Source organism: Shewanella sp. SP2S2-4 (assembly GCF_031932025.1).
Taxonomy (GTDB): Bacteria; Pseudomonadota; Gammaproteobacteria; order Enterobacterales; family Shewanellaceae; genus Shewanella; species Shewanella baltica.
Map to the genome: position 1 here is coordinate 365,392 of NZ_JAUOER010000001.1, position 25,839 is coordinate 391,230.

General features: G+C 47.4%; 24 protein-coding genes and 1 other RNA gene. 10 read left to right on the plus strand and 15 right to left on the minus strand.

The annotated features are described in order from the left end of the window. Positions 1 to 142: 142 nt before the first annotated feature. Positions 143 to 373, minus strand: a complete 231-nt coding sequence (locus tag Q4Q54_RS01605) for a hypothetical protein (RefSeq protein WP_311987468.1) — start codon at positions 371 to 373, stop codon at positions 143 to 145. A gap of 311 nt (positions 374 to 684) precedes the next feature. On the opposite strand from Q4Q54_RS01605, the gene Q4Q54_RS01610 reads away from it, so the two are divergent. Next, a complete protein-coding gene (locus tag Q4Q54_RS01610; protein ID WP_311987402.1) occupies positions 685 to 2,349 on the plus strand; it encodes a methyl-accepting chemotaxis protein in 1,665 nt (554 codons plus the stop codon). Positions 2,350 to 2,601: 252 nt separating this feature from the next. Then, positions 2,602 to 2,781 (plus strand): DUF6435 family protein, encoded by a 180-nt coding sequence (locus Q4Q54_RS01615; RefSeq protein WP_311987404.1) that lies wholly within the window; start codon positions 2,602 to 2,604, stop codon positions 2,779 to 2,781. Between the two features lie 31 nt (positions 2,782 to 2,812). Here the strand turns inward: Q4Q54_RS01615 and Q4Q54_RS01620 are convergent, their stop codons facing one another. Both Q4Q54_RS01620 and Q4Q54_RS01625 read right to left on the minus strand, forming a co-directional pair. Beyond that, positions 2,813 to 3,214, minus strand: coding sequence for a ribosome recycling factor family protein (locus Q4Q54_RS01620; RefSeq protein ID WP_311987406.1), 402 nt, complete (start codon positions 3,212 to 3,214; stop codon positions 2,813 to 2,815). 430 nt (positions 3,215 to 3,644) lie between these two features. Continuing rightward, positions 3,645 to 4,532, minus strand: coding sequence for a LysR family transcriptional regulator (locus Q4Q54_RS01625; protein WP_311987408.1), 888 nt, complete (start codon positions 4,530 to 4,532; stop codon positions 3,645 to 3,647). A gap of 99 nt (positions 4,533 to 4,631) precedes the next feature. On the opposite strand from Q4Q54_RS01625, the gene Q4Q54_RS01630 reads away from it, so the two are divergent. Beyond that, positions 4,632 to 5,258, plus strand: a complete 627-nt coding sequence (locus Q4Q54_RS01630) for a short chain dehydrogenase (protein ID WP_311987409.1) — start codon at positions 4,632 to 4,634, stop codon at positions 5,256 to 5,258. A 165-nt stretch (positions 5,259 to 5,423) separates the two neighbouring features. Beyond that, on the plus strand, positions 5,424 to 5,669 hold the full coding sequence (locus Q4Q54_RS01635; RefSeq protein ID WP_006080205.1) for a DUF3297 family protein: 246 nt from the start codon (positions 5,424 to 5,426) through the stop codon (positions 5,667 to 5,669). A gap of 92 nt (positions 5,670 to 5,761) precedes the next feature. Here Q4Q54_RS01635 and thrS read toward each other — a convergent pair whose 3' ends face one another. From thrS to Q4Q54_RS01670, 7 genes are all read right to left on the minus strand, one after another. Further along, positions 5,762 to 7,015 carry a threonine--tRNA ligase gene (gene thrS / locus Q4Q54_RS01640; protein ID WP_311987470.1) on the minus strand — a complete coding sequence of 418 codons (1,254 nt, stop codon included), beginning with the start codon at positions 7,013 to 7,015 and terminating at the stop codon, positions 5,762 to 5,764. An 852-nt stretch (positions 7,016 to 7,867) separates the two neighbouring features. Further along, positions 7,868 to 10,756: an aminomethyl-transferring glycine dehydrogenase gene (gcvP, locus tag Q4Q54_RS01645; RefSeq protein ID WP_311987411.1), complete on the minus strand. Its 2,889-nt coding sequence runs from the start codon at positions 10,754 to 10,756 to the stop codon at positions 7,868 to 7,870. Between the two features lie 122 nt (positions 10,757 to 10,878). Continuing rightward, positions 10,879 to 11,268, minus strand: a complete 390-nt coding sequence (gene gcvH / locus Q4Q54_RS01650) for a glycine cleavage system protein GcvH (RefSeq protein WP_006080188.1) — start codon at positions 11,266 to 11,268, stop codon at positions 10,879 to 10,881. A gap of 25 nt (positions 11,269 to 11,293) precedes the next feature. Next, positions 11,294 to 12,388, minus strand: a complete 1,095-nt coding sequence (gene gcvT, locus Q4Q54_RS01655) for a glycine cleavage system aminomethyltransferase GcvT (RefSeq protein WP_006084135.1) — start codon at positions 12,386 to 12,388, stop codon at positions 11,294 to 11,296. A 450-nt stretch (positions 12,389 to 12,838) separates the two neighbouring features. After that, positions 12,839 to 14,062 carry an FAD-dependent monooxygenase gene (locus tag Q4Q54_RS01660; protein ID WP_311987414.1) on the minus strand — a complete coding sequence of 408 codons (1,224 nt, stop codon included), beginning with the start codon at positions 14,060 to 14,062 and terminating at the stop codon, positions 12,839 to 12,841. 44 nt (positions 14,063 to 14,106) lie between these two features. Then, positions 14,107 to 15,333, minus strand: coding sequence for a 2-octaprenyl-6-methoxyphenyl hydroxylase (gene ubiH, locus Q4Q54_RS01665; protein ID WP_259514247.1), 1,227 nt, complete (start codon positions 15,331 to 15,333; stop codon positions 14,107 to 14,109). A 218-nt stretch (positions 15,334 to 15,551) separates the two neighbouring features. Then, complete coding sequence (locus Q4Q54_RS01670) at positions 15,552 to 16,127, minus strand: UPF0149 family protein (RefSeq protein WP_006080183.1); 576 nt, start codon at positions 16,125 to 16,127, stop codon at positions 15,552 to 15,554. 235 nt (positions 16,128 to 16,362) lie between these two features. On the opposite strand from Q4Q54_RS01670, the gene Q4Q54_RS01675 reads away from it, so the two are divergent. The 3 genes from Q4Q54_RS01675 (at position 16,363) to Q4Q54_RS01685 (ending at position 17,679) form a co-directional block, all read left to right on the plus strand. Beyond that, complete coding sequence (locus Q4Q54_RS01675; protein WP_006080182.1) at positions 16,363 to 16,665, plus strand: cell division protein ZapA; 303 nt, start codon at positions 16,363 to 16,365, stop codon at positions 16,663 to 16,665. A gap of 117 nt (positions 16,666 to 16,782) precedes the next feature. Continuing rightward, positions 16,783 to 16,963: non-coding RNA, 6S RNA (ssrS, locus tag Q4Q54_RS01680), on the plus strand. Positions 16,964 to 16,971: 8 nt separating this feature from the next. Next, complete coding sequence (locus Q4Q54_RS01685) at positions 16,972 to 17,679, plus strand: 5-formyltetrahydrofolate cyclo-ligase (protein ID WP_311987417.1); 708 nt, start codon at positions 16,972 to 16,974, stop codon at positions 17,677 to 17,679. 142 nt (positions 17,680 to 17,821) lie between these two features. Here the strand turns inward: Q4Q54_RS01685 and folM are convergent, their stop codons facing one another. Beyond that, the gene (folM, locus tag Q4Q54_RS01690) at positions 17,822 to 18,568 is read right to left on the minus strand and encodes a dihydromonapterin reductase (RefSeq protein WP_311987419.1); all 747 of its coding nucleotides are present in this window, start codon (positions 18,566 to 18,568) and stop codon (positions 17,822 to 17,824) included. 284 nt (positions 18,569 to 18,852) lie between these two features. Between folM and Q4Q54_RS01695 the strand changes: the two genes are divergently transcribed. Further along, positions 18,853 to 19,251, plus strand: a complete 399-nt coding sequence (locus Q4Q54_RS01695) for a thiol-disulfide oxidoreductase DCC family protein (protein WP_006084140.1) — start codon at positions 18,853 to 18,855, stop codon at positions 19,249 to 19,251. 96 nt (positions 19,252 to 19,347) lie between these two features. Here Q4Q54_RS01695 and mdh read toward each other — a convergent pair whose 3' ends face one another. Continuing rightward, the gene (mdh, locus tag Q4Q54_RS01700; protein WP_006080176.1) at positions 19,348 to 20,283 is read right to left on the minus strand and encodes a malate dehydrogenase; all 936 of its coding nucleotides are present in this window, start codon (positions 20,281 to 20,283) and stop codon (positions 19,348 to 19,350) included. 294 nt (positions 20,284 to 20,577) lie between these two features. Between mdh and argR the strand changes: the two genes are divergently transcribed. Further along, positions 20,578 to 21,048: a transcriptional regulator ArgR gene (gene argR / locus Q4Q54_RS01705; protein ID WP_006080175.1), complete on the plus strand. Its 471-nt coding sequence runs from the start codon at positions 20,578 to 20,580 to the stop codon at positions 21,046 to 21,048. Between the two features lie 140 nt (positions 21,049 to 21,188). Here argR and Q4Q54_RS01710 read toward each other — a convergent pair whose 3' ends face one another. Next, positions 21,189 to 21,821 carry an NAD(P)-dependent oxidoreductase gene (locus Q4Q54_RS01710; protein WP_311987422.1) on the minus strand — a complete coding sequence of 211 codons (633 nt, stop codon included), beginning with the start codon at positions 21,819 to 21,821 and terminating at the stop codon, positions 21,189 to 21,191. A gap of 106 nt (positions 21,822 to 21,927) precedes the next feature. Between Q4Q54_RS01710 and Q4Q54_RS01715 the strand changes: the two genes are divergently transcribed. Continuing rightward, positions 21,928 to 22,830 carry a LysR family transcriptional regulator gene (locus Q4Q54_RS01715; RefSeq protein WP_012588568.1) on the plus strand — a complete coding sequence of 301 codons (903 nt, stop codon included), beginning with the start codon at positions 21,928 to 21,930 and terminating at the stop codon, positions 22,828 to 22,830. Between the two features lie 71 nt (positions 22,831 to 22,901). On the opposite strand, the gene Q4Q54_RS01720 is transcribed toward Q4Q54_RS01715, so the two are convergent. Together Q4Q54_RS01720 and ggt are read right to left on the minus strand one after the other, a co-directional pair. Next, on the minus strand, positions 22,902 to 23,837 hold the full coding sequence (locus tag Q4Q54_RS01720; protein WP_011845757.1) for a Dyp-type peroxidase: 936 nt from the start codon (positions 23,835 to 23,837) through the stop codon (positions 22,902 to 22,904). Between the two features lie 243 nt (positions 23,838 to 24,080). Continuing rightward, positions 24,081 to 25,793, minus strand: a complete 1,713-nt coding sequence (ggt, locus tag Q4Q54_RS01725) for a gamma-glutamyltransferase (RefSeq protein ID WP_311987426.1) — start codon at positions 25,791 to 25,793, stop codon at positions 24,081 to 24,083. Positions 25,794 to 25,839 lie beyond the last annotated feature (46 nt).

Consider the following 25,839-nt stretch of genomic DNA (forward strand, 5'->3'; position numbering starts at 1 on the left):
AATTATGTTAAAAACCACAATCGGGGCATTTGCGGCTTAGCTTAGTGGGTTGAATAGCAGGTTTGAGTTTGAACTGAGATTGAATAACAGGAAGGCCAAGTAAGCCAATTAGTCGCTGAGTAAAACCAAGTATAAGCACAAATTATTGATGTTTTTCAGTCTCTCGCTTAACCAATATAAAGGTTAAATACATCTTAGTCGGTAATGACAACGCCATGCCAAAGGCGACACACATAGCACTGAGAATAATCCCCTGCACGCCCATCGCTTCAACAGTGTCATTAAAGTTATGCAGATAAATACCCAGCGCAATAAGACAAATACCCACACTAATGCAGATTTTCAGCGTTAAAATCAGCTTTTCATTCGTCACTGTTCCGCCCTTACCCTTCGCCGCCATGTCACTTTGCTACCGACCCGCTGCAAGTTTTCAAGGTTCGCGAAAGTCTAGCCGCCATTTGCATCGAGTTTAACTAATATAGTGAACGCATTTTCCACATAGGGCCTTGATTAAGATCAACCAAAGTGACCGAACTTAAGGTATACCCAACCCATAAGGCATAAGAAAAAAGCGTGCTTTTTGTCATTTACATTATATTTTTGTTAACTTAAGCACTTAAGAATATGGGAAATTAGCTATACTGCCCTGCAATAAAAAGGATGTTCATCATGGAGTCGTCAAGCATGTCTAATTTCAGTTTACGTAATAAATTACTACTGTTATCGCTATTCCCGTTAATCCTGACCCTGTGCATTCTCATGACAGTTTCTTACTATGTCGAACAAAGCGCCCTTGCAGATGAAGTCACGACCTTTAGAACTAAGCTTATCGGTGAACGTAAAACCCAAATAAAAGAAGCCACCGAAATTGCGGCCGGCATAGTGCAATATCAGTTGTCTTTAAAAGAAAATGGCAATGTGAACCAAGCGCTCCGTGATATCCGTTTTGGCAGTTCTGGTTACTTCTTTATTTACGACTCCCAAGGCAAAAACCTGTTCCATGCCGTCATGCCCAACCTCGAAGGGCAAAATAAAATTGATATGACAGATCCCCGCGGCACAAAAATCATTGTTGGTTTACTCGATGCTGCTAAAAGGGGCGACGGTAACTTCTCCTTCTATTTCCAAAAACCCAATACCAATGAGCAAATTGAAAAAATCGGTTACTCAATGATGATCCCTGGCACTGACTGGATGCTAGGCACGGGCGCTTATATTGATGATATCGATGCTGTCGTTGAGGATTATCGTGCAACTGTCACTGAGCAGATGATCGAAAAATCCTATGCCATTCTGTTAATTGCGCTGTTACTCGCCGCGATTACTGCCGCTGTTATTCTGATCACCGCCCAACGTATGGTCGCGCCAATTAAAAATATGGCAGACAATTTAAACGACATAGCCAAAGGCGAAGGCGATTTAACCAAACGTCTTATTGTGAAAGGTGAAGATGAAATTGCACAACTAGGCCAATCCTTTAACCTGTTTGTCGATAAACTCCAAACCATCATAGGCGATGTGGCAAACGCGACCACTAAAGTTAAAACCGCCGCCAACGCGATTCACGATCAAACCAAAGTGATGTCGAGCCAACTCATCAGACATAACAATGAAACCGATCAAGTGGTTACCGCTATTACTGAAATGTCAGCCACCGCCAGCGAAGTAGCGCAAAATACCACGCAAGTGGCCGAAGCGACCCATGCCGCAACAGGCGATGTGGCCAATGCTCAGCGCTGCGTCGATGCGTCTTTAGAAGAAATTTCGGCACTCATGGCGCAAATCAACAATGCGGCGGGCAGCATTCAATCCTTGAGCGAACAATCTAAAAAAATCAACAATGTGCTGTCAGTAATTGGCGGTATTGCTGAGCAAACTAACCTATTAGCATTAAATGCCGCCATCGAAGCCGCTCGCGCCGGAGAACAGGGCAGAGGCTTTGCCGTGGTGGCAGATGAAGTGCGCAACTTAGCGAGCCGAACGCAATCAAGCACGCTAGAAATCAATGAGATGCTATCCGAACTGCACAAGCTTGTGGCGCTGGCGGTGAAAACGATGGAAGAAAGTCAGCAAAGCTGCGTGCGCTCAGTAGACTCTTCTCGCGCAATCTCAGAAAGCCTAGGCTCAGTGACATCGGCGGTAACGGCAATCAACGACATGAGCACTCAAATTGCGACGGCGGCTACGGAACAAAGCTCTGTGACCGAAGAAATCAACCGCAACGTGTTCGCCATCCAAGAGATTGTGAATGAGTTACTTCATTCCAGTGAAGATGCTGCCAGAGTCAGCCAAACCGTATCGCAAGAAGGAATTAACCTAGGTAAACTCGTCGGCCAGTTTAAGATTTAAACTTATTTTGAATGGGTTGTAAGCTAATTAAGACATAGCAACCCATTCATTTTCTGAATAAGGTGGGATTACGTCCCAGCCTTGCTGAGGCCGATGGCAGTGGAATTGAAGGATTGTGGTTTGTGGTTTGTGGTTTGTGGTTTAAGAGTTGTGGATTAAGAATTGAAGGCGCTACTTTTAATTTCAAAAAGTAAAACTTAAATCCGCTTACCTACGTATACAACCCAAATACTCAACTTAGTAGAAATGGCCATGTTTTCAATCTTGAAGAAAAATCCCTTAAAAAAATTAACTCAGCAATATAACGCCAAGCTTGAACAAGCTATGCATGCACAGAGAAAAGGCGATATTCGCTCCTACTCAATGCTGACCGCTGAAGCCGAGCAAATCGAAAATCAAATAAAAGTGTTAGAAAAAGCAACCCAGCAATAGAAGCGCATAGTGAGAACGCGAAGCAAGCAAACTACCAAGAGTCGGCTTGAAAACGTGCCAATCTGGCCTCTGTGATAGTGCATTGGGTCAGTTGCATCAACTCACCTAAAGTGATCGCAGGATTGTCTGTGATAAGCCGAATCAGCTTAGCGTCTAATGGTTCAAGTTTGTCTGCATGCTGCAGTAAAGCTGACTCAAGCTTTTGAATAAGATAACGAAATGCTCCATCGGTCATCAGTAGCTGCTCGGCTTGTAAACGAGCGGTGCAGGATTGGATCTTGAGCGCCCCGCCAACAATGCACCAATTCCTTGAACGTCGCACACGCTTAAGCTCGCAATCATATTGGGTTGCAATCGCTTGAGCTTGTTTAACCGCCTCCCGCCCAATTCGATGAATAAGCGAGGGCAGCGAGATACTAATGTCGTCGTTCATAACGCTTGGTTCATCGCCGCTCTTTTATGCCTGCATGGGAAAAGCCTGCTCGACTTTAGATTCAAATACAAAAATTCAATGCGCGGCAGTGTACTCTGCCTCACTTTATTCTAAAAGCTCCGCCCTCTGCCGGATAAGATTTGATGTGATGACGCTTTGATACCAATCGTATTAAATATCTGTTCATTCAGCGGGAGTTCAACGCGCTTTAGACAAGGCGAAGGCTTGAAGGCATAGTGGTGCTCTGTCGAAAGCCTTAAACGCAGTATAAAGCGTGTTGAAACCCGCCCTTCGGGAGCCTCACAGGCATCCCACTCCCGTGTTGCATTGACTTAAAAGGGAATGACCATTTCTGCGTCAATGCGCCTTGGATTGAAATGCCTGTGAGGCTCTGAACTGATTAGATATTTAATGTGATTGGTATGACTCATTAACCCACATATTTTGAGTGAGTTTCGCACCAAGTTTGTAGCTTATGTTGTAAATCACGCAGCTTCTTTGGGTAATGGCTCTGCTTGGCATAAACCATATACAACTCATGTGGATAGCATTGCCATTGGGGAACGAGCAAAGTGAGTTTGTGCTGAGCGATATCCTCCTCTACCAAATAATAAGGCAGGCTAGCGATACCTGTACCACTCAAAGTAAGAAGATGTGTAGTGGCATAGTTTGAACTGCACAGTGCAGGCTCAAAAGTGAGCGTGAGACTGTCCCCCGCGAGTGGTTCAAACACCCACTGTGTTTCGCCCGAAGACAATAGACGATAATGGCGTAAATCATCAGGGTGACGAACTTCTGCGGCTGCGGAATGTGCGGGCGAAACCACTAAGACATGACGAATTCTGCCAAGATATCTGGCGATCAGATTATCGCTGTGCGCAATGCTTGTTCTTAAGGCGAGATCAAACTTGCCGAACTCAACATCTTGAATATTCTGCTCAAAACACAGTTCGAGTTTCACTTGAGGATACTCAGCAATAAACTGAAGCAGCATAGGACTCAGCAATTTTTTGCCCAGTTCCGTTGGAGCGGTGAATTTTAAAGTGCCACAGGAGTCCTGCGTTAAATCCTGCACTAAACGTCCAGCTTCATTGGCCAGCCTCTCGATTTCGCAGGCTTTACCATATAACGCATGCCCTGCTTCGGTCATTGATACTCGCCGAGTGGTTCGGTGGAGTAATTGACAACCCATTTCATCTTCAAGGGATTTAACATGGCGCGACACTAAGCCTTTAGAAGCGCCGAGTTGTTCAGACGCAGCGCTAAAACTGTGCATTTTGGCAACCAGCATAAATGACTGCAGATGAGTGAGATTCATCAATTAAACCTATTAGCGAAACAATGTGGTGATTATATGCGCTTTTTCTATTTAATTAACCAGACTATCCTTAATTCGTATTCAATTTAGGAGCATGTCATGAAAATAGTCGTAGTGGGTGCATCAGGCACAATCGGACAAGCCATAGTCCGCTTATTTCATTCAACTCAGCATGAAGTTATTCAGGTAGGGCGAACAACGGGGGATGTCCTGATAGACATTCGGGATGAACATTCACTCCATCAAGGGTTAGAAAAAATCGGTAAAGTCGATGCAATGATTTCAGCCATGGGTGATGTCGTGTTTAAACCCTTCAACGCTATGACCCAAGCAGACTGGTACACAGGGTTCCAAAGTAAGTTATTGGGGCAGATACAGTTAGTGCAAATAGGTAGCCAATACCTCAACGCTGGGGGGAGTTTTACACTGACCAGTGGCATTATCGCCGATGTCCCAGTAAAAGATGGCGTTAGCGCCGCCACCATAAACGGCGCACTTGAGCATTTTGTTACCGCCGTCGCGGGCGAATTACCTGCGCAGCAGCGAATAAACATTGTCAGCCCAACGGTATTAAGCGAGTCGTTAGCGAGCTATCAGGACTATTTTCCCGGTTTTAGTGCAATTAATGCCGACACATTAGCCAAGGTTTATTTGCGCTCAGTCATGGGCAGAGAAAACGGCCGAGTGCTGAAAGCCTTTTCCTGCTGCGGTGCAGTCTTGCCCTAACAGCAGTGTCCTAACTGCAATGCCCTAACAGCTGTGCCCTAACAGGACAACCTAACCTTGTAACGCAAGGCGCGTAATCAGTCACAGTTAAAGTCTTGAGCGTTGCGCTGGGATTGCCTACAATAGCGCACGCTTTTTCACTATAGACAACGACAGATCACGACCATGACCGACACAACATCATTACCCGCTTTACCGGATCGCCTTTCCGTTAACCCACGCAGCCCACACCATGTGGCAGAAATTTTCGAACACGATATCGGTATTAAGCTCAACGGCAAAGAGCGTTTTGATGTCGAAGAATATTGCATCAGTGAAGGTTGGGTAAAAGTACCAAGCAAATCCTTAGACCGTCGCGGCCAACCTCTTTTGCTCACAGTAAAAGGCACAGTTGAAGCCTTTTATCGTTAAGCCTTAGCGCAAAGAGCGGGATCATAAAATGAGTAAAGGCTAGCCGTGGGAACCCTAGCTAGCCTTAAATAGCAAACACCATTCCAATTATGTTATTGTTTTAGAACTAGTTTATCCGCGAGATAGTCAGCTAATTCAGCAAGAGGGATGTGAGTCATAACACCATCTTTTCGGCACTTAACTGACACACACTTCTCGGCTTCTTCCTTATCCCCAACCGTTAAGATATAAGGCACTTTTTGCTTGTGAAAACGTTTCATTTTGCGGGCAACTGAGTTTTGACTGATATCAACCAACACTCGCATGTCTCGTGCTAAGCATAATGTGGCTAGCTGGCGGACAAATTGACTGTTTGACTCATTCACTGAGGCGATAGCAACAGGCACAGGATGCAACCAATCCGGCAGGTTACCCTGTGAGACTTCCAAGAGAATCCCCAACCAACGCTCGATAGAGCCATACATAGCTTGGTGCATAATCACTGGCCGTTCGAATTCACCTTGCTCATTTGTGTAGTGAACATCGAATCTTTCAGGCAAATTAAAATCAAACTGAATTGTTCCACACTGCCAACGTCTTCCCATAGAATCTGTCAGTGATAGTTCAATTTTGGGACCATAGAAAGCCCCTTCACCAGCTTGATACTCGGCATCAAAGCCCTCAATCTGGCAGGCTGAATCCAATAGCTTTTGTGCTCGGCACCATTGCTCATCGCTGCCTAATGCCTTCTCAGGTTTAGTCGATATTTTTACGTCTAAATTATGGTAGCCGTAATCACCATAAACCTGCTTTGCACGTTGGAGAAAACCACGTATCTCCTCCTCAGCCTGAGACCAACAGCAAAAAACATGGGCATCATCCTGAGTGAACTGGCGTGCGCGCAGGCAACCATTTAACGAACCGGAGGATTCATTACGGTGCACCAAGCCAAACTCAAATAGCCGCAGAGGCAAATCTCTATGGCTATGTACTCCGCGCTTAAACAGCAAAATATGGGCAGGACAAGACATGGGTTTTAACACATATTCATCGATGTTTTCCTTCCCACCACCGAAAAACATGTTCTCTGCAAACATGTCCATATGCCCAGACGTTTGCCATAACTCCTTCTTCATAAAAACAGGCGTGTTCACCTCCTCAAAACCATTGCGACGATATACGCGCCTCATGTGCTCTTGAATATCTCGGAATAATGCCCAGCCATTCGGGTGCCAAAAAATCATACCTGGCGCCTGTGGTTCAGAGTGAAACAGGTCAAGTTGTTCTGCAATTTCGCGATGTGTTTTCATCATTCTCTCCTGAGTAAAATCTGAGTTAAATCTGAGCGAAATACAAAACCAAGGTATAAAAAAACCCTCTAGCGATGTCGCTCAGAGGGTTTTTTTAAAGACGCAAAAAACTACCCCCCGAGAATTCTCGTGGTGGTAGTGGTGGTGTTAATTGCGCTTACGTATATTTTGTTCATGCGTCAGTAATAACAAATCATCCATATTGCGGCAAGCATTTTGTTTAGAAATTCCACAATATCGCGTTAGCTTCTAGTCACTTGCCTGTTGCCAATAAAACACAGGGCATCGCACATGAGTATTGACAAGTTGGTTCATGCATAAGAGTCAGAACAAGCATAACTCTTCACTCAATGGTTACACCAAAACAGGCATTGTTGCACTGAATGTCAGGACAGGCATTACTCTGTACTCAACCGTTACACCAAAACAGGTATTGTTGTACCAGTGACCTTCTAAACTGAGAGCTATCTTACCAAGCACCAACAGGCCACTTTTAGTGCAGATAGACTCAAGGGCTAGCTAAATTAAGCACTTGCATGTAAGTGACCGTTGGCGGCATGGCCGCTCATTCACATCCATATGATCGCGGCATTCGCACACCCATATGCAGCAGATGCCGCCGTCGAGCCCTCAGGGATGCTTCTTGTGAAATAAAGGGGGTGACGTGTCACAGGAATGTAAGTGCTTAATCATTGGGACTAGGTCATAGAACTTTTAAGACATAAAAAAGCGACCTTTCGGTCGCTTTTTTATGCTTCAAATTCGCTGAAGCCGAAGAATGATAATGGCGTTACTGCCGACGATAAGGCAAGGAAGCCGACGCTTTTCGCCACGGAGTTGACTGGTGTCAATGAGTAGCGAAAAGTGTTGGCTGACGCCGAATTATCTAGGCCAAGTAGCCATTATTAATTATTCGTAGTCTGATAATGGCGCACAACTACACATTAGGTTGCGGTCGCCGTAGACATCATCAATACGATTCACGGTTGGCCAGAACTTGTTAGTGCGTACTGCTGCACTTGGGAACACGGCCACTTCGCGGCTGTATGGACGCGTATCAAACTCTGGGTCCATGATATCGGCCATAGTGTGCGGTGCATTGTGCAGCGGGTTGTTGTCCACTGGCCATTCACCTGATTCTACTTTGGCGATTTCAGCGCGGATTGACACCATAGCGTCGATGAAACGATCTAGTTCCACCTTAGATTCAGATTCCGTCGGCTCAATCATCAGGGTTCCCGCAACAGGGAAGCTCATGGTTGGTGCGTGGAAACCATAGTCATTCAAACGCTTAGCTATATCCATTTCGGTCACGCCAGAGGCTTCTTTCAGTGGGCGTAGGTCGATAATACATTCGTGCGCCACGCGATCGTTACGGCCACGGAACAATACTGGGTAGTGTTCAGACAGCTTCTTCATCACGTAGTTAGCGTTTAACAGCGCAGTTTGGGTCGACTTTTTCAGGCCTTGTGAACCTAACAGCTTAATGTACATCCAGCTGATAGGCAGAATGCCAGCACTACCGTAAGGTGCAGCAGATACGGCACCGTTGTGGTCACTTTCACGACCCGGTTTAACCACAACGTGGCCCGCAACGAATGGGGCTAAGTGTGATTTCACGCCGATTGGGCCCATACCTGGACCACCGCCGCCGTGTGGAATAGCGAAGGTTTTGTGTAGGTTAAGGTGTGATACGTCGGCACCGATAAAGCCAGGAGACGTTAAACCGACCTGAGCGTTCATGTTAGCGCCGTCTAAGTACACTTGACCGCCGTGCTGATGCACTATGTTGCAGATTTCGCGGATAGATTCTTCATACACACCGTGGGTCGATGGGTAAGTGATCATGATGCAAGACAGGTTTTCAGCCACTTCGGCAGCTTTCGTCTTCAGATCTTCTAAATCGACGTTACCTTGCTTATCACACGCCGTCACCACCACTTGCATACCGGCTAATTGTGCCGATGCAGGGTTAGTACCGTGGGCAGATTGCGGGATCAAACAGATGTTTCTGTGCGCATCGCCACGTGACTCATGGTATTTCTTGATGGCTAATAAGCCAGCGTATTCACCTTGAGCGCCAGAGTTAGGTTGGATACACACAGCGTCGTAGCCTGTGATGTTCACTAACCAAGTCGACAACTCTTCAATCAACTGAGTAAAGCCTTTGGCTTGATCCAGTGGGCTGAATGGGTGCATGTTGGCAAATTCTGGCCAGCTCACTGGGAGCATTTCAACCGCTGCGTTTAACTTCATGGTGCAAGAGCCCAGTGAAATCATCGAGTAGTTAAGTGCTAAGTCTTTGCTTTCGAGACGTTTGATATAACGCATCATCTCGGTTTCGCTTTGATAGCGATTGAAGGTTGGGTGGCTTAAAATCGCATCTTGGCGCACGAGTGCCGCCGGAATCGATTGGCTACCTTGGCTAACTATTTGCGCGTCTAACGCGGCAACATCTAAACCATGGCCGGCACCTAAGATCACATCGAACAAGGCTTCGATATCTGTGCGTAATGTGGTTTCGTCTAAGCTCACGCCCACAATACCATCGGCATCGAAACGTAGATTCATTTCAGCAGCCAGTGCGCGTGCATTGACGGCAGCAACATCTAAGCCTTTGATGCTAACAGTATCAAACCAAGTGCTATTCACTAAGTTCACGCCCTTCGCTTTTAAGCCTGCCGCTAAAATGTCGGCGAAACGGTGAATGCGTGATGCGATAGTTTTCAGGCCATCTGGGCCGTGGAATACGGCGTAAAAAGACGCCATATTCGCTAACAGAATTTGTGCAGTACAAATGTTTGAGTTGGCTTTTTCGCGGCGGATATGTTGCTCACGAGTTTGCATTGCCATACGCAGTGCGCGGTTACCACGGGCGTCTTTTGACACACCAATGATACGGCCAGGCATAGAACGTTTGTGCTCGTCACGGGCAACGAAGAAGGCCGCGTGTGGGCCACCAAAGCCCATTGGCACGCCAAAACGCTGCGCACTACCGAATACCACATCGGCGCCCATAGCGCCCGGTGATTTCAGTAATACCAAGGACATAATGTCGGCGGCGACAGTCACAACCACATTCTTCGCACGCAGAGTTGCGAATAATTCGCTGAAGTCAGTGATTTGACCGAAACGGTTAGTATATTGGAACAAAGCACCAAACAGCTCATGGTTAACGGCCTCAGATGCAGGGCCAACCACCACTTCAAAACCAAAACACTCAGCGCGGGTTTTCACTACGTCTAAGGTTTGCGGGAACACATCATCGGCAACGAAGAAGATATTGGCTTTTTTCGCTTTAGAAACGCGCTTTGCCAGCGCCATCGCTTCGGCAGCAGCAGTTGCTTCATCTAACAAAGAAGCAGAAGCCAAATCTAAACCCGTTAAGTCCATCGACACTTGTTGGAAGTTTAGAATGGCTTCTAAACGGCCTTGGGCGATTTCTGGCTGATATGGCGTATAAGCCGTGTACCAACCTGGGTTTTCAAATACGTTACGCAGGATCACGTTTGGCACTTGAGTGCCGTAGTAACCCATACCTATGTAGCTCTTAAATACTTGGTTTTGGTCCGCTAAACCACGAATGTAGGCAATGCCTTCGGCTTCGCCGCAGGAATCACCAATGCTCAGGTCTTGGCTTAAACGGATCGACTCAGGCACGATTTGCGCGGTCAGATCTTCCAGTGACTCAGCACCAACAAAATTCAGCATAGCTTGCTGTTGGTTGCTATCTGGGCCGATATGACGACGTAAGAATAAATCGTGCTGTTCTAACTGAGTGAGGGTTTGCTTGGTCATGATAAACCTTGTTCCAGATTTGCCGAAATTCAGAACTGTAGGGTACTGATTAACGGGCTGTTGTTATGTCAATCTTGCGCTAAAACAAACGAAGCCCCTCAGGGCTTCGTTAGCGTCGACGATTAATCTTCGTCGATTACAGCTTGGTAGCCTTCGGCATCCAGCAGGGCGTCGACTTCTGATTCGTCAGAAGGCATTACGCGGAAGAACCAGCCTTCGCCGTAAGCGCTGCTGTTAACGAGTTCTGGAGAATCTTCCAGCGCTTCGTTCACGGCAATCACTTCGCCAGAAATTGGGGCATAAATGTCAGACGCCGCTTTTACTGATTCAGCTACAGCACAGTCTTCACCCGCAGTTACAGTGTCGCCAACTTCTGGGAGTTCAACGAAAACCATGTCACCTAACAGCTCTTGGGCGTGCTCAGTGATACCAACTGTGTAGCTGCCGTCTTCTTCCTTGCGGATCCATTCGTGTGAAGAGGCGTATTTCAGTTCTGTCGGAATATTGCTCATTGTTCTTGTTCCTTGTTCCGTTTTTTTAAAATGCTTGTTTACCGTTGCGCACAAAGTTTGGCGCTACTACTCTAACAGCCACACGTTTTTTACGCATTTCGACTTCCGCCGTATCCCCAATTGAGTTAGGAACACGCGCCATCGCAATAGAATAGCCCAATGTTGGTGAGAAAGTACCGCTGGTAATCACGCCTTGGTGCTCAACACCGGCTGAGTCGGTGAAAAATACTGGCATATCATGGCGTAACACGCCCTTTTCTTCCATCACTAGACCAACAAGTTTGTCGGTTCCCGCATCGCGAAGTGTTTCGAGGGCTTTACGGCCGATAAAGTCACGGTCGCTCGGTTCCCATGCGATGGTCCAGCCCATGTTGGCGGCCAATGGGTTGATGGTTTCGTCCATGTCTAAGCCGTAGAGATTCATACCGGCTTCAAGACGCAGAGTGTCACGGGCACCGAGGCCACAAGGTTTAACACCTTGATCTAGCAATGCTTGCCACATGGCTTGGGCTTCATCTTCTGGGACGATAATTTCGTAGCCTGCTTCGCCTGTGTAACCCGTAGTCGCAATAAACAGAGAACCGGCTTGCTTACCGAAGAAAGGTTTCATGCCTTCGATGGCGGCGTTTTGCTCGGCACTGAGCACGGCAGCGGCTTTCGCTTTAGCGTTAGGACCTTGAACGGCGATCATCGCCAGTTCTGGACGCTCAGTCACAGTGACGTCAAAACCTTGGGATTGCTTGGCGATCCAAGCGAGATCTTTTTCGCGGGTCGCTGAGTTCACTACCACGCGGTAGTTAGTGTCAGTGAGGTAGTAAGTGATGAGGTCGTCGATGACGCCAGCATTTTCGTCTAACATGCCGCCGTATAAGGCTTTACCTGGAACTTTAAGCTTAGCCACATCGTTTGCCAGCAACTTACGCAGAAATGCACAAGCGTCGTTACCAATCACATCAACCACAGTCATGTGGGAAACGTCGAACATACCCGCGTCTTGACGCACGGCATTGTGTTCTTCGATTTGTGAGCCATAGTTGAGGGGCATATCCCAACCGTGGAAGTCGACCATCTTAGCGTTTGATTCTAAGTGCTTGTTAAACAGAATAGTTTTGTTAGCCATTGTTATCCCTTTTTTGCGGCCTTTTTCAGGTCTCTGCCTAGTGTAGGGTAATATCAATCCGGTTAAATATCTGGCTATTGCAGCGATTTGCCAATGTTTACCATTGGCCGCCCTTCGGGAGCAACTCACACATTTCACTTCTGCGTTGCATTGGCTTGAAAGGAATTGACCCTTTCTGCATTAATGCGTCTTGAATTGAAACGCCTGATTGGCTCTGAACTAATCAGATATTTATCGTGATTGTTATAAATACTAGGGTCTAAAATGCGGCGAAATTATACCTTGCGTCACAAATTTGTATACAGGAGATTTTTCTAATCCGAAGTCAGTGTCATTAGATTTTCTCATCTTTAACATGTAATTTTTTTACATGCGAAGACCAGATTTGCGCAGCTTGCAGTCAATATGCTGATATTAGCGGCAATTCTGATCACATTAGCGCAACCGAGGCTAACGACATAACTTAGGCAGCGCCGACTTATTGCCCATGGCCTGTTGTATGAACACTGTTTTCAGCCCAGCGACATTATCAACCAGATTTAAGCCCAGATCGCGGATCGCTTTTTTCAGCGGATTCGTCCCTTCAAATAAGCGTTTAAAGCCTTCCATCGCCGCGATCATCTCCATCGCATCGGCTTTACGCCAACGTTCCAGCACGCGCAGCTGGGCATAATCGCCGATATCTTTACCCGCTTGCTGTAATTCGCTGATGACTTCGATAATGCTGGCTGCATCTAAAAAGCCAAGGTTCACCCCTTGGCCCGCCAGCGGATGGATAGTGTGGGCGGCATCGCCTGCCAACACTAAACGGTGGCGGGCAAAATGGCGGGCGTAGCGCATCCGTAATGGAAAGGCTTGGCGCTCGCTTTCCAGCTGGCAAATCCCCAAACGACCGTCGAAAGCCGCGGTTAAATTGTGCTCGAATTGCACTCTGTCCATCGCCAATAATTCATTGGCGCGCTCGGGCGGCACCGACCAGACGATGGAGCAGAGATTGTCTTCATACAGGGGTAAAAATGCTAACGGGCCGTCCTTTAAAAACACTTGGCGGGCGGTGGCAAGGTGCGGCATTTCGGTGCGGATCGTCGCGACGATTGCGTGGTGGCCGTAATCCCAAAATGTCAGCGGGATCTTACATTGCTCACGCACCCAAGAATTGGCGCCATCGGCGGCGATCACCAAGGCAGCACTCACACTTTCAATTTGGGAATGGGCACTATTGGCGAGGGTCAGCCAAGCTTCGCGCTCGCCAAAGGCAATGCGTTCTAAGCGTTGGTTTTCAATATGAGTGATATTGTCAAACTCAGCGACGCGTTTCGCCAGCGCAAAGCTAATGGCATCGTTTTCGATAATCGCGCCAAGACTGGTTTCGCTGATGCTGTTGGCGTCAAAGGCAATTTTGCCGAAACCGTCTTTATCCCACACCGCCATTTTTTGATAAGGCGTGGCGCGGGAAGTGTCTAAATAAGTCCATGCACCTAAGTTTTCTAACAAGCGCTGACTCGCCTTATTGATGGCGCTCACCCGCAGGCGCGGCTCGCCGACAACGGCATCCGTGTGACCCGCATCAATAACGACGACATTAAGGTTGGCCTGCGCCAATCCAATCGCGGTGGCGAGTCCCACCATGCCGCCACCCACAATGGCGATGTCATAGGCTTGTGAACTTAACATGGGTACATCCTTTTCGCGTTGCGATACCAGTAATGAAAAGCGAGTTATTTCCAGCCCATCGCCTTTTGAGCAACGGGGGTTTTCAGTGGCGGAAACCAAGATAATAAGCGCAAGCCTAAGTTACGACCCAGCGCCATCGGCCAGTATTGGTTTGAAAAGCCACGGACTAAAAATTCGATATTGCGGATAGTGCTGTTTCTGTCGTGCTCACGGGCATTGAGATAAGCATGGGTCACGGCGGCGGAGCCGATATCATCACCCTGATCTAGCGCCGTTTTGAGCACCTCAAGCAAGCTCACTACATCCCGCAGCCCTAAGTTAAATCCTTGCCCCGCAATTGGATGCAGCGTCTGCGCGGCATTACCGATAAACACACATCTGTGATGGATTGGCCTTGGCATATACGACAAATTAAGCGGATACGCATGACGCGCGCTGACATCGATAAACGTGCCTGCTCGATAACCAAAGGCCTGCTGCAGCGCCGCTAAAAATTCCGCTTTAGGCGCGGTTTGCATCTGTTTAGCCCGTGCATCATCGAGCGCCCACACCAGTGATAAGCGAGGTTGACCTTGGCTATCAGCCATAGGCAACAACGCTAAGGGACCCGTTTGGGTAAAACGCTCATAGGCCAAATGTTGATGCGGCTTGTCGGTTTGAATATTGGCAATAATCGCGGTTTGCTCGAAGGCCACTTGGGTCACGGGCAAAGCAAAACTGCTGCGCACTTTGGATTGCAGTCCATCGGCGGCGACCACGAGTTTTGCTTGAAGGCGCTCGCCCGTGTCGAGCACTAAGGTATGGCCTTCAACGGCGGGTTCCACTTGCGCAAGTTTGGCGGGGCAAAACAGTTTTACCTCGCTCTTATTCAACTCGTTAAACAACACTTGGCCGACACGCTCAAGCTCAACAACTTGGCCTAAGGCATCTAAATGAAACTGAGCGGCATTGAGCTCTGTCATGCCAAAGTGGCCGCGATCCGATACATGGATATTTTCAATCGCCGTGCCCAAATGGGCGAGCTTTGGCCATAGACCTAAACGGGACAATTCGAAAATAGAACCATGAGCGATAGCGATGGAGCGAGCATCGAATCCGGGGTGTTGTTTATCGGGAAGGTGCGCCTCGATTAAGGCGATGGAAAGCGGCCTAGCTGCAGATAAAGAAAGACGCGCGAGAGCCAACGCGAGAGTCGCCCCCGCCATCGCACCGCCTACAATCGCGATGTCGACGTGTTGAACTGAAGTATCCATGTGATTTGTGGCCGTCATGGGGATCTCATTCAAGCTTTGGCATGGCACTGAGGCATGTAAACATAAAAGATGTAAACATCAGTGCTATGCACTCAAAAACACCAGTGCTATGAATTCAAAGGTAGGTTTGCCCGCCTTTGATATCAAATGAAGCCACTACTGCGTTAACTTATTAAGCATTTAACCTAAGCATTTAACCTAAGCACTAAACTTAAGCACTAAACAATCGCGGTAAATTAATGCACCACCGCTGTATCGTCGGTCTCGCCAAGCGGGATCTCAGGACCAAACTCCGAGTAACACATAATGGCGGCAATGCGCACAAACTCGAGTAGTTCAGTGTAAGCAGCTTCAGATTCTTCATCGTCGGCAACATCAAATTCCACTTGGGCAATTTCTGCCAAATCTTTGATCACTTCACGCACTTCTGCCGAGGCTTGATTCAGTTTCGGCTGAATAATTGCCATGCCAGTCAAAAAGCTTTGGGTCCAAAGGGACAAGGCTTCAACACGTTGGCTGAGCGGCTCTTCTTCTTCGGGCAACAGCGGCATGAAACCAAATTCAAAATCCACTAAACGCGCGACTGAATCATTAAACAAATCACACACTAATTGGTGCAACTGCGCTGGCAAAGGTTGACCATCGTTCATCAAGTCAAATAAAGGCTTGATCCAAGTGTCGCCAGTTTGCGCTACACCACCGCAAATTAAACCGACTAAAGCACCGTGAACTTCTACCGGATGTTGGCCGATTTCAGCCGCATCTAAGGCGAGTTTTAAGCTGTCGATACGTAACGAAGGAGGGGTTGCCATGTCAGATCCCAATAAGATTTTTCCAGCAGCAATGCTAGCAGAGATAAAGACTTGAACCAATACTGAATCCCAATAATGGCGAAATCGGCCACACCCTGATAAAAAATTATCCAACTGCTCACACAAACAGCAAACAAAACCGCCAAAGACCAATCCATTTGCGGCTTACCTTGCACTTTTAATATCAGCCCTATATAGTCCGCCCTAAGAGGCTAACGAAAGGATCACCCGCGACATGAGTAACAGTGCTGTTGAAATTACCCTACTTGGGCGCACCTACTCTATCGCTTGCCCGAAAGGTCAAGAGGATGCCTTACGTACGGTAGCATTGGGAGTTGAACAACAACTCACAGCGTTAAAAACCCGAACCAATAGCCTAAGCCGCGAAGAAATTGCCATTATGGCGGCGCTGAATATTGGACACGAGTTGTTCCAAGAAAAGCAAAAAAACAAGCATTACATGCAACAGATGGACGACAGGATCAGCTTGCTGCAGTCGACCCTCGAAAATGCCTTAGTTGAGCGTTCAACTAAATAGATTTAAACTGTGCGCCTTGGTGATTTAACACCATTTGAGTTAAACCGACTGACGCACAGTGAATGGCTAAACTGGCTTATCTAAATAAACCAATGTTTTAGCGATTCAATACCGTTTTGCTCCCTGGGATGCATGCCAACTGGTAATGTCCCTGTGCCGATAATTTTTATCTCAGGGTGAATGCTTTACTGACATTGTGCATGCTCGGCTTGTACCGAGAAGCCTTAGGAGGTAATCATTTACCCGCCTTGAACCTACGGTTCAAGGGCTACACCGGTAGCGGCATTCTGGGGAGCATCTTAATTTATGTCTACATCCTCCAAACTTTCTCATTTGAACACCCAAAGCGACACGGCGGACCTTGCCGTAGAGTTTGCTGCTGTTGGTGAAATGACTGATGTCGCCAGCCATGCGGCAAATATCGCCATTCATACGCAAGAAAGCCGCAATCAGTTACGCAAAAGCATTCGCACCGCCCGCAAATCCCTTTCAAAAACCGAACAAACCCAAGCAAGCTTAAGTGCCTGCCAACGAATGCTCGATGCATTGCAGGCCCAAAATGCGCAACATGTGGCGCTTTATCTCACCCACGATGGCGAACTCGCCACGCCGCCGCTGATCGCTGCGCTGTGGCAATTGGGCATTCACACCTATCTGCCAAGGTTGCATCCCTTCAATGCAGGGCAACTGTTATTCCTGCATTACAGTGCTGACACGCCGATGCAGGCGAATCAATTCGGCATCTTAGAACCTAAGTTAGATGTGCGCGCCATTATCCCAGTAACTGAGCTAGATGTGGTTATCACGCCCTTGGTGGCGTTTGATTTAATGGGGAATCGCATGGGCATGGGCGGCGGTTATTACGATAGGACGCTGGCAAACTGGCAGCTTAAAGGTAAACCTTTGCCTATGGGTTACGCCCACGACTGTCAGCAAGTGACGAGTTTACCCTGCGAGCATTGGGATGTGCCTTTGCCATTCATCATCACCCCAAGTCGCGTACTGACGTTTTAAAAGAAGGTGCAAGAAACTAGAAGCTAGAGCGCTTCGCTGCTAGAAAAAGCAGAGCGTCGCTCCATAACGACTTCTTCTTGAATCTAGATTCTAGAGCTATGCAATGGCGCTCTAGAGGCCGCAGGCCGTTCTAGATTTTTCTTTACCTCAAATGCCGGCCGCCGTCGACATTATGGCAACGACCTGTGACGTAACGGCTATTAAGCAGGTAGTCCACTAGTTCGATAATCTCCGCATTCCCCGCCTCTTTCGGTAATAACGCTTTGGCTAAGGTTTTTTGCTGATAGGCGGCGTCATCACCCGTATTAAATAGGATCATCGCTGGTGCAATCGAATTGACTTTCACCTCGGGCGCAAATTTGGCGGCAAAGGATAGCGTCATATTGTGCAGCGCGGCTTTACTGGCGGCATAGGCTATGTGCTTCTGACTGCCCTTCTCTGCCACGTAGTCTGTAATATGAATCACATCACTGCCGCCGATTTCATCGCCAGCAGCGGCACGTAGCTGCGCCTCTAAGGCCAAGTTCAACTGATAGGGCACGCTCACATGCACTTGCATCATCCGCTGCAGCACTTGGCTCGGCGTAAAAGTGGTACTCTTTAAAGGCTCATTCTTTATAAGAACAGGATCCGGCAGCCAGTCCGAAGCATTGTGAATAATGGCGCGAATTTGAGGCAGTTGAGTTAACTCATCAATTAAGGATTGCACTTGGGCATCGTCATAAAAATCGCAGGGATACAGAGTCGCACCTAAAGCGTTCAGCTCATCAATGCTATCGTAATGGCTGCGATAAGTACCAATCACCTGCTGACCTTGGGCGAGAAAATGTTTGGCTAAGGCGTAACCTATGCGTTTACCCACGCCTGTGATTATGATGGGAGATGTCATACCTATCCTTTTGAGTCCGTTATTTGTCAGGCTTTACCTTGTTCACTTAAAGATAAGCAATCAAGTTAACCTGATGAATAACCAAGATGTTACTGTACTCGTTTGAATTTAACCTAACAAAAAGCCAAATGAGACGCGGATTAGATTTAAAATCAGCGTCGATCTAAAATCAGCTGCGATCTAAAACCCTTTAATCTGCGTATAGGTTATAAGAAACCAAGCTTAAGTGCGCAAGCCAAGAGCTTAGACCAAGTATTGTGATCAAGTCATCAGAGGTGGACCCGATGGAACTGCGGATTTTTTATGATGGTAACTGTCCATTATGTAGCGCCGAAATGCGTCAACTGAAAGCGCGCGATCCCAACAACTTTATTGCGCTTGAAGATTTAAATGCACCCGACTTTAGTGAACGTTTCAGCCATATTGATAGAGACTACGCCAATACTATTCTTCACGGTGAAACCGCAACGGGCGAAGTGTTACTCGGGTTAGATGTCACCTGTAAAGCGTGGGCACTGACAGAAACACGTGCTTGGATCCAACTGTTACGCCTGCCCGTGATTAAAACTGTCGCCGATTGGACTTACCTGCGCTTTGCTAAACACAGATACCGCATCTCCTATTTACTGACGGGCAAAGCCCGCTGCGACGATAATTGCCAAATTCCCACCAAACGCCGCTGAATGAGCTTTAGAAAGTGTAAAACGCAGGCATAAAAAAACGGAGCTCAATGGCTCCGTTTTTTAATTCGTCATAATCTAAAAAGATTATCCGAAAGATTATTTAACGAAATCAACGCCTAGTTTGATATCGCCTTTCAGCGTATCTAACATAGAATCACGAGCGTTAGCTTCGAATGCACTCACTTCACCGTAAGGCAGTACTTTTTCAATACCGTTTTTGCCTAACAGCACAGGTTGTGCGAAGAACTCTGCGTGCTCGCTGCCGCCGTCAACATAGGCGCATTCAACGATGTTAGCTTCACCTTGCAGACCACGAACCAAAGACAGACCGAAACGGCATGCCGCTTGACCCATAGACAGAGTCGCGCTTCCGCCACCGGCTTTAGCTTCAACCACTTCTGTACCCGCGTTTTGAATGCGAGTTGTCAGACTTGCCACTTCTTCATCAGTGAAAGTCGCGCCTTCAACTTGAGATAGTAATGGCAGAATGGTCACGCCGCTGTGGCCGCCGATCACATTCACTTTAACGTCAGCAACGTTCAGGCCTTTTAATTCGGCGATGAAAGTTTCAGAACGGATCACGTCTAATGTCGTGATACCGAACAGACGGTTCTTATCGTAAACACCCGCTTTTTTCATCACTTCTGCTGCGATAGCGACAGTCGTGTTGACTGGGTTAGTGATAATGCCAACCAAAGCCGTAGGGCAAGTTGCCGCTACTTTTTCGATCAGGTTGCGAACGATACCAGCATTGATATTGAACAGATCTGAACGATCCATACCAGGCTTACGCGCAACACCAGCAGAAATTAGAACAACGTCAGCACCCACTAGGGCAGGCGTTGGATCTTCACCAGCAAAACCTTTGATTTCAACAGCAGTCGGGATGTGGCTCAAGTCAACCGCAACACCCGGAGTAACCGGTGCGATATCATATAGAGACAAATGTGAACCCGCAGGCAGTTGAGTTTTTAACAGTAGGGCAAGAGCCTGGCCGATACCACCAGCAGCACCAAGTACAGCAACTTTCATAGTTATCTCCGTTATTTCTCGGATATGTGTGACATGGATCTAATTTACGTTGGCGTCACATTACTGGAATGTCACAACAATTTCAATTATCCCTTAGTCGTGGGACAAAAGAATTCCGGAATAAGTTAGAAGCAATGTAGAACAATTACTCAAATTGGTATTTTTAAGCCCACAGCAAACGCTTAACCACAGGGAGTTAGTGAATTTTTATTCAACCAATCTGGTTATTTGTTGACAATTTTTCTAAAAATATTCAAAATGGGCCTGTTTTTTTGAATAACGAATAATAATATTATGCAAACGACCAAGAATCAGGATGACCTTGTTAGAATTTTTAAGTCGATTTTAAAAGAAGAGCGCTTTGGCTCTCAAAGTGAAATCGTCACCGCCTTGCAAGCTGAAGGCTTTGGTAATATTAACCAATCAAAAGTATCACGCATGCTCAGCAAGTTCGGCGCAGTGCGGACTCGCAACGCTAAGCAAGAGATGGTGTATTGCTTGCCGGCCGAATTAGGCGTACCAACCGCGGGTAGCCCGTTGAAGAATTTGGTACTCGATGTCGATCATAACCAAGCGATGATCGTCGTGCGAACTAGCCCAGGTGCAGCGCAGCTGATTGCCCGTTTATTGGATTCTATCGGTAAACCAGAAGGCATTTTGGGCACGATTGCCGGTGATGACACTATCTTTATTTGTCCATCGAGCATCCAAGATATCGCCGATACCTTAGAAACCATCAAATCTTTATTCAATTACGCAGAATAAAAAAACAGGTCAGCTTGCTGACCTGTTCTATTTCATCTGTACGCATTTCAGTCCAATCTTGCGCTGATTATTTGGCCATTGTCCCGATTACGTTACACATTTAAGCCAATCTCTCGTGCACCGATGTTTATACGCTAAGGTCAGTAAGCCACACTGATGCGCTGATTTGCGTGAGTGCCCTGTTCGGCCTCATCTAACATGGCTTTAGCGTAATCCGTAACAGAAATGCGGCTGCGACCATTAGCATCGGTAAAGAAGCTGTCGCCACCAAGGCGATATGGGCCTTCACTCTCGCCAGGATAAATCTCAGCGGCTGGGCTCACAAAGGTCCAATTAATTGCAGTTTGCGCCGCACGGAATACCTGCAAAGCTTCACCCTGAGCTAACGCCTCATCTTTATATGCAGCGGGGAAATCTGGGCTAGAAACCAGAGTCACGCCCGGCGCCACTTCTAAGCTCCCTGCACCACCAACCCACAATAAACGTGGCACCTTAGCGTTAGGCAGCACATTCAGTAAATGCTGAACTGTACTCGCCACTAGGCCATGATTTTGTTGTGCGCGGCCACCAACAGCGGCAATGACAACATCTACGCCAGCAAAGGTTTGCGCAACTAATGGCTGCTCTAAATCCACAGCATGCACAACCACGTCAGTAGCGGATAACTTGCTCGGATCACGCACTAGCGCAGTTACTTGGTGCCCACGGCTCAATGCTTCTTTTAAAATTGCACCACCAATCCAACCTGTTGCACCTAAAATTGCGATTTTCATTTCGTTAACTCTCTCTGATGATTTACATTGAAGCCAGTTTACTTGCAGTGGTTCACGTGATAAACATCAATAAATGAGCATGATTGTTTCAGTTTGAGGTACTAATATGGATAAAATTGCCGCAATACGCAGTTTCGTCGAAGTGGCAAACTGCGGCAGCTTTACCAAAGCTGCCGAACATTTAGACCTCAGCCGCCTGCAGGTGTCCCGCCATATTCAAGAAGTGGAGCAGTGGTTGAGTTTACGCTTACTACACCGTACCACCCGCAGCGTCAGCCTGACTTTGCAAGGCGAAGAAGCGCTGCAATTTTGCCAGCGGATCTTAAGTGAAGTCGCCGCCATGGAAAGCCGCGCCCACAGCCATAACAGTGAACTGGTGGGCAGTATTCGCATCGCCACACCGATTGGCCTTGGACAGCACAGCCTGTTTGATGTCGTCGACCGCTTTATTAAAATTCACCCTAAGGTCAGCATTCAGCTGGTGATGTCAGACAGTTTTGCCCAATTGGTGGATGAGCGAGTCGATGTGGCACTGCGCTATACCGAGCAGCCGGATGATAATTTGATTGCCCGCCGTTTAATGACCATAGATGCCGTGATCTGTGCTGCGCCGAGCTACCTTGATAGCAACACACCACTTGTCGAGCCCATCGATCTACTGGCTCACAACTGCCTGATACACTCGGCGCAACAAAATTGGCCTTTCCTGAAAGAGCTGCAAGCCGAGCATGTAAAAGTCACAGGTAATCTTAAAGCCAACGATATGGGCGTACTGGTGAGTGCGGCGCTGCGGGGACATGGCATAGTGCGTTTGCCCTGCGACTTAGCCAATCAATACCTTGCCAGTGGCCAGCTCAAAGAAGTGTTACCCGACTTTACGACGCCAGGCCAAACCTTATGGGCTGTGTACTTGTCCCGCAGTTATCAGCAAAATCTGGTGCGCGCCTTTATCGATTTCACTGCCCAGCAATGGCAACTCGATATCAAAAAATGGCTCCCAGCGCATTAGCATAAAAAACGCACTTAGGCGTTAGCGTAAGTGCGTTTAATTGATGCTGAATCGGCGCAGATCTCGAAAGCTTATTCGTCGAATTGCAGCATAAAATCCAATGCGGGGGCAAAGAAGGATGAGCCTGTCATCGCCTTAGTAAAATGCATCAAGTGATCATGGTTACCTTCGCCATCACCAAACATCATGCTATGCAGCATCTTTTCAAAATGCTCCGGCGTACGGCAGTTAGAGATAAACATCAATCCCTGCTCCTTCAGCGAACCATAGGGCATGCTCTGGCGCAGGATTTCCATCGACTGACCGTTCGCATCTTTAAGATTCACCCGCTTGATATGGCTGGTCAGTGGCTTATCCTCTGACTCATACTCGATATTATCTTGCTTAGTACGGCCGATAATATCTTCTTGTTTTTTAACCGGTAATCTATGCCACTTACTCAAGTTATGGGCATACTTTTGCACGTGAATATAGCTGCCGCCTCTAAACTCAGGATCTTCATCACCAACCAGAGCGACTTCCTGACGGTGCCGCCCCTTAGGGTTTTCAGTGCCATCGACAAAACCGGTTAAATCGCGGCTATCCATAAATCTAAAGCCACGTTCTTCATCGACTAATTCCACTAAGTCTTCAAACATTTGGCTGATTTCATTAGCGACTAAATGCAGAATATCGTAACGATCGCAGCGGATATGCACGAACAAATCATATTCAATTGCCGGTGCTTCACGGCTGCCGACTTGCATCGCAGGGAAAGGCTTAAGCATTTCAGGACGCGCATTAGGATAGAGGCTATCCCAATAGTTAGCGCCAATCCCTACAAAACCATTGAATGCACTGTCAGAATACTGATCTGTCAGCTCATAAATATACTGCGCAACGTTGGCAAGACAGGGACGTAATTGTGACTCTACATTGTCATTGGCATTAAACATCAAATAGACACTGTGTAAGTTCCCCTCTGCACACACACCCAACTGTTCACGCGGCATATTTTGTATATCCATTTGGTTATCACCCTTTTTCTAAATTCATTTTCGGCAATATTATCCGCAACTTTACCTGAAAATGACATTAACTAACGCACAGTTTGTTCTGGTTTATCATGATAATGCTCATTAGGTAGCAATATCACGCCCAAGATCCCTAATGTAAAAATGACGAGACTGGAAAGTCTCGTCATTCAGTTTAATCGAATTAGAGCAGCAAAGCTTACTCTACCTCGAGCTTACCTTAGCGTGACGCTGAAGTTAATAACCGGCAGCATGACCATCTTTACGGCTCTCAGAAGCGCCACGATACACGCCCGTTTCAGCATTAAATCCAATAGCTTGATAGCCGCCAAAATCCCCAAGTCCATCACGCAGCACATGACCTTTCTTGATAAGCTCACGGCGTGTTTCCACAGGGAAGCCCGATTCCAGACTGACGTAGCCGCCATCATTCATCACTTCGCCGGTGGGCTCGGTTGAGCCCATATGCAAAATTCTCGGGGCATCGCCCGCTTCTTGCAAGTTCATTTTAAAATCAATCAGATTCATTACAATTTGTGCGTGCATTTGTGGCTGAGTCGCGCCGCCCATCACCCCAAAACTCAACCAAGGCTTACCGTCTTTGGTCACAAAGGCGGGAATAATAGTATGGAATGGACGCTTACCCGGTGCGTAGCTATTAAAACGCCCTTCCGTTAAATCAAACATTTGCCCACGGTCTTGCAGCACGAAACCGAGATCTGGCGGTGTCATGCCCGACCCCATACCACGGTAGTTACTTTGAATGAGTGACACCATGTTGCCGTCTTTATCGGCGGTGGTCAGGTACACAGTATCGCCATGTTGCAACGCAGGATTACCCGCATCAACACTCTTGGCCGCTTTATTGGGATCGATTAACTTAGCGCGATCATAATTGTATTGCTGTGAAATCAACTCGTTAACCGGCACTTTATTAAAGGCCATGTCGGCATAAAACTTAGCTCTGTCGGCAAAGGCGAGTTTTTTCGCTTCGACAAATAAATGCACATATTCGGGACTATTAAAGCCCATAGCAGCCACATTAAAGGGTTCCATAGTTTTTAGGATTTGCAGCGCCGCAATCCCTTGACCATTGGGCGGCAGTTCCCATACATCGTAACCACGGTAGTTGACCGAAACGGGATCGATCCATTCGCTAGTATGGCTCGCTAAGTCATCATAACTTAAATAACCACCTTGGGATTTCATGTACTTATCGATACTTTTGGCGATATCGCCTTTATAGAAAGCATCGCGGCCGCCCTTGGCAATTTTCTCATAGGTATTAGCAAGCGCTGGGTTTTTAAAGATTTCGCCCACCGCTGGCATCTTGCCATTAGGCATATAGGTTTCTTTAAAACCGGGGAATTTTGCGAGTTTTTTACCACTCCCCTCAAGGTAATAGGCGATGAGTTCGGACACAGGGAAACCATCACGGGCGTAATGGATTGCGGGCGCAAGATTATCGGCCATAGCTAATTTGCCGAACTTATTATGCAGTTCATACCAGCCATCCACAGCGCCGGGCACAGAAACAGGCAAAGGCCCAAGCGGCGGTAAATAGTCTAAGCCGAGGGATTTAAGCTTTTCTAAACTTAAGGATTTTGGACTGCGGCCCGAAGCGTTAAGGCCATAGAGGCGTTGATCTTTCGCGCTCCAGACGATGGCAAATAAGTCACCACCAACACCCGAACCCGTTGGTTCGACTAACCCTAGCATGGCATTGGCGGCAATCGCCGCATCGACCGCGCTGCCGCCCTGCTTGAGTATATCAATAGCGACTTGCGTGGCGAGTGGTTGGCTGGTCGCCGCCATTCCATGGGTGGCATACACTTCAGAGCGCGTCGCAAAGGCTTTACCCGTGATCCTATCCATGGCCATCACTCCTGAAGACGACATCGCCGTCACTACTGTCACTAAGCTACAAATTGATTTTATTGTTTTTATCATAAGTCCTCCAAAACCGGAGGTTCAAAGTAACAAGGATGGTCGAAAA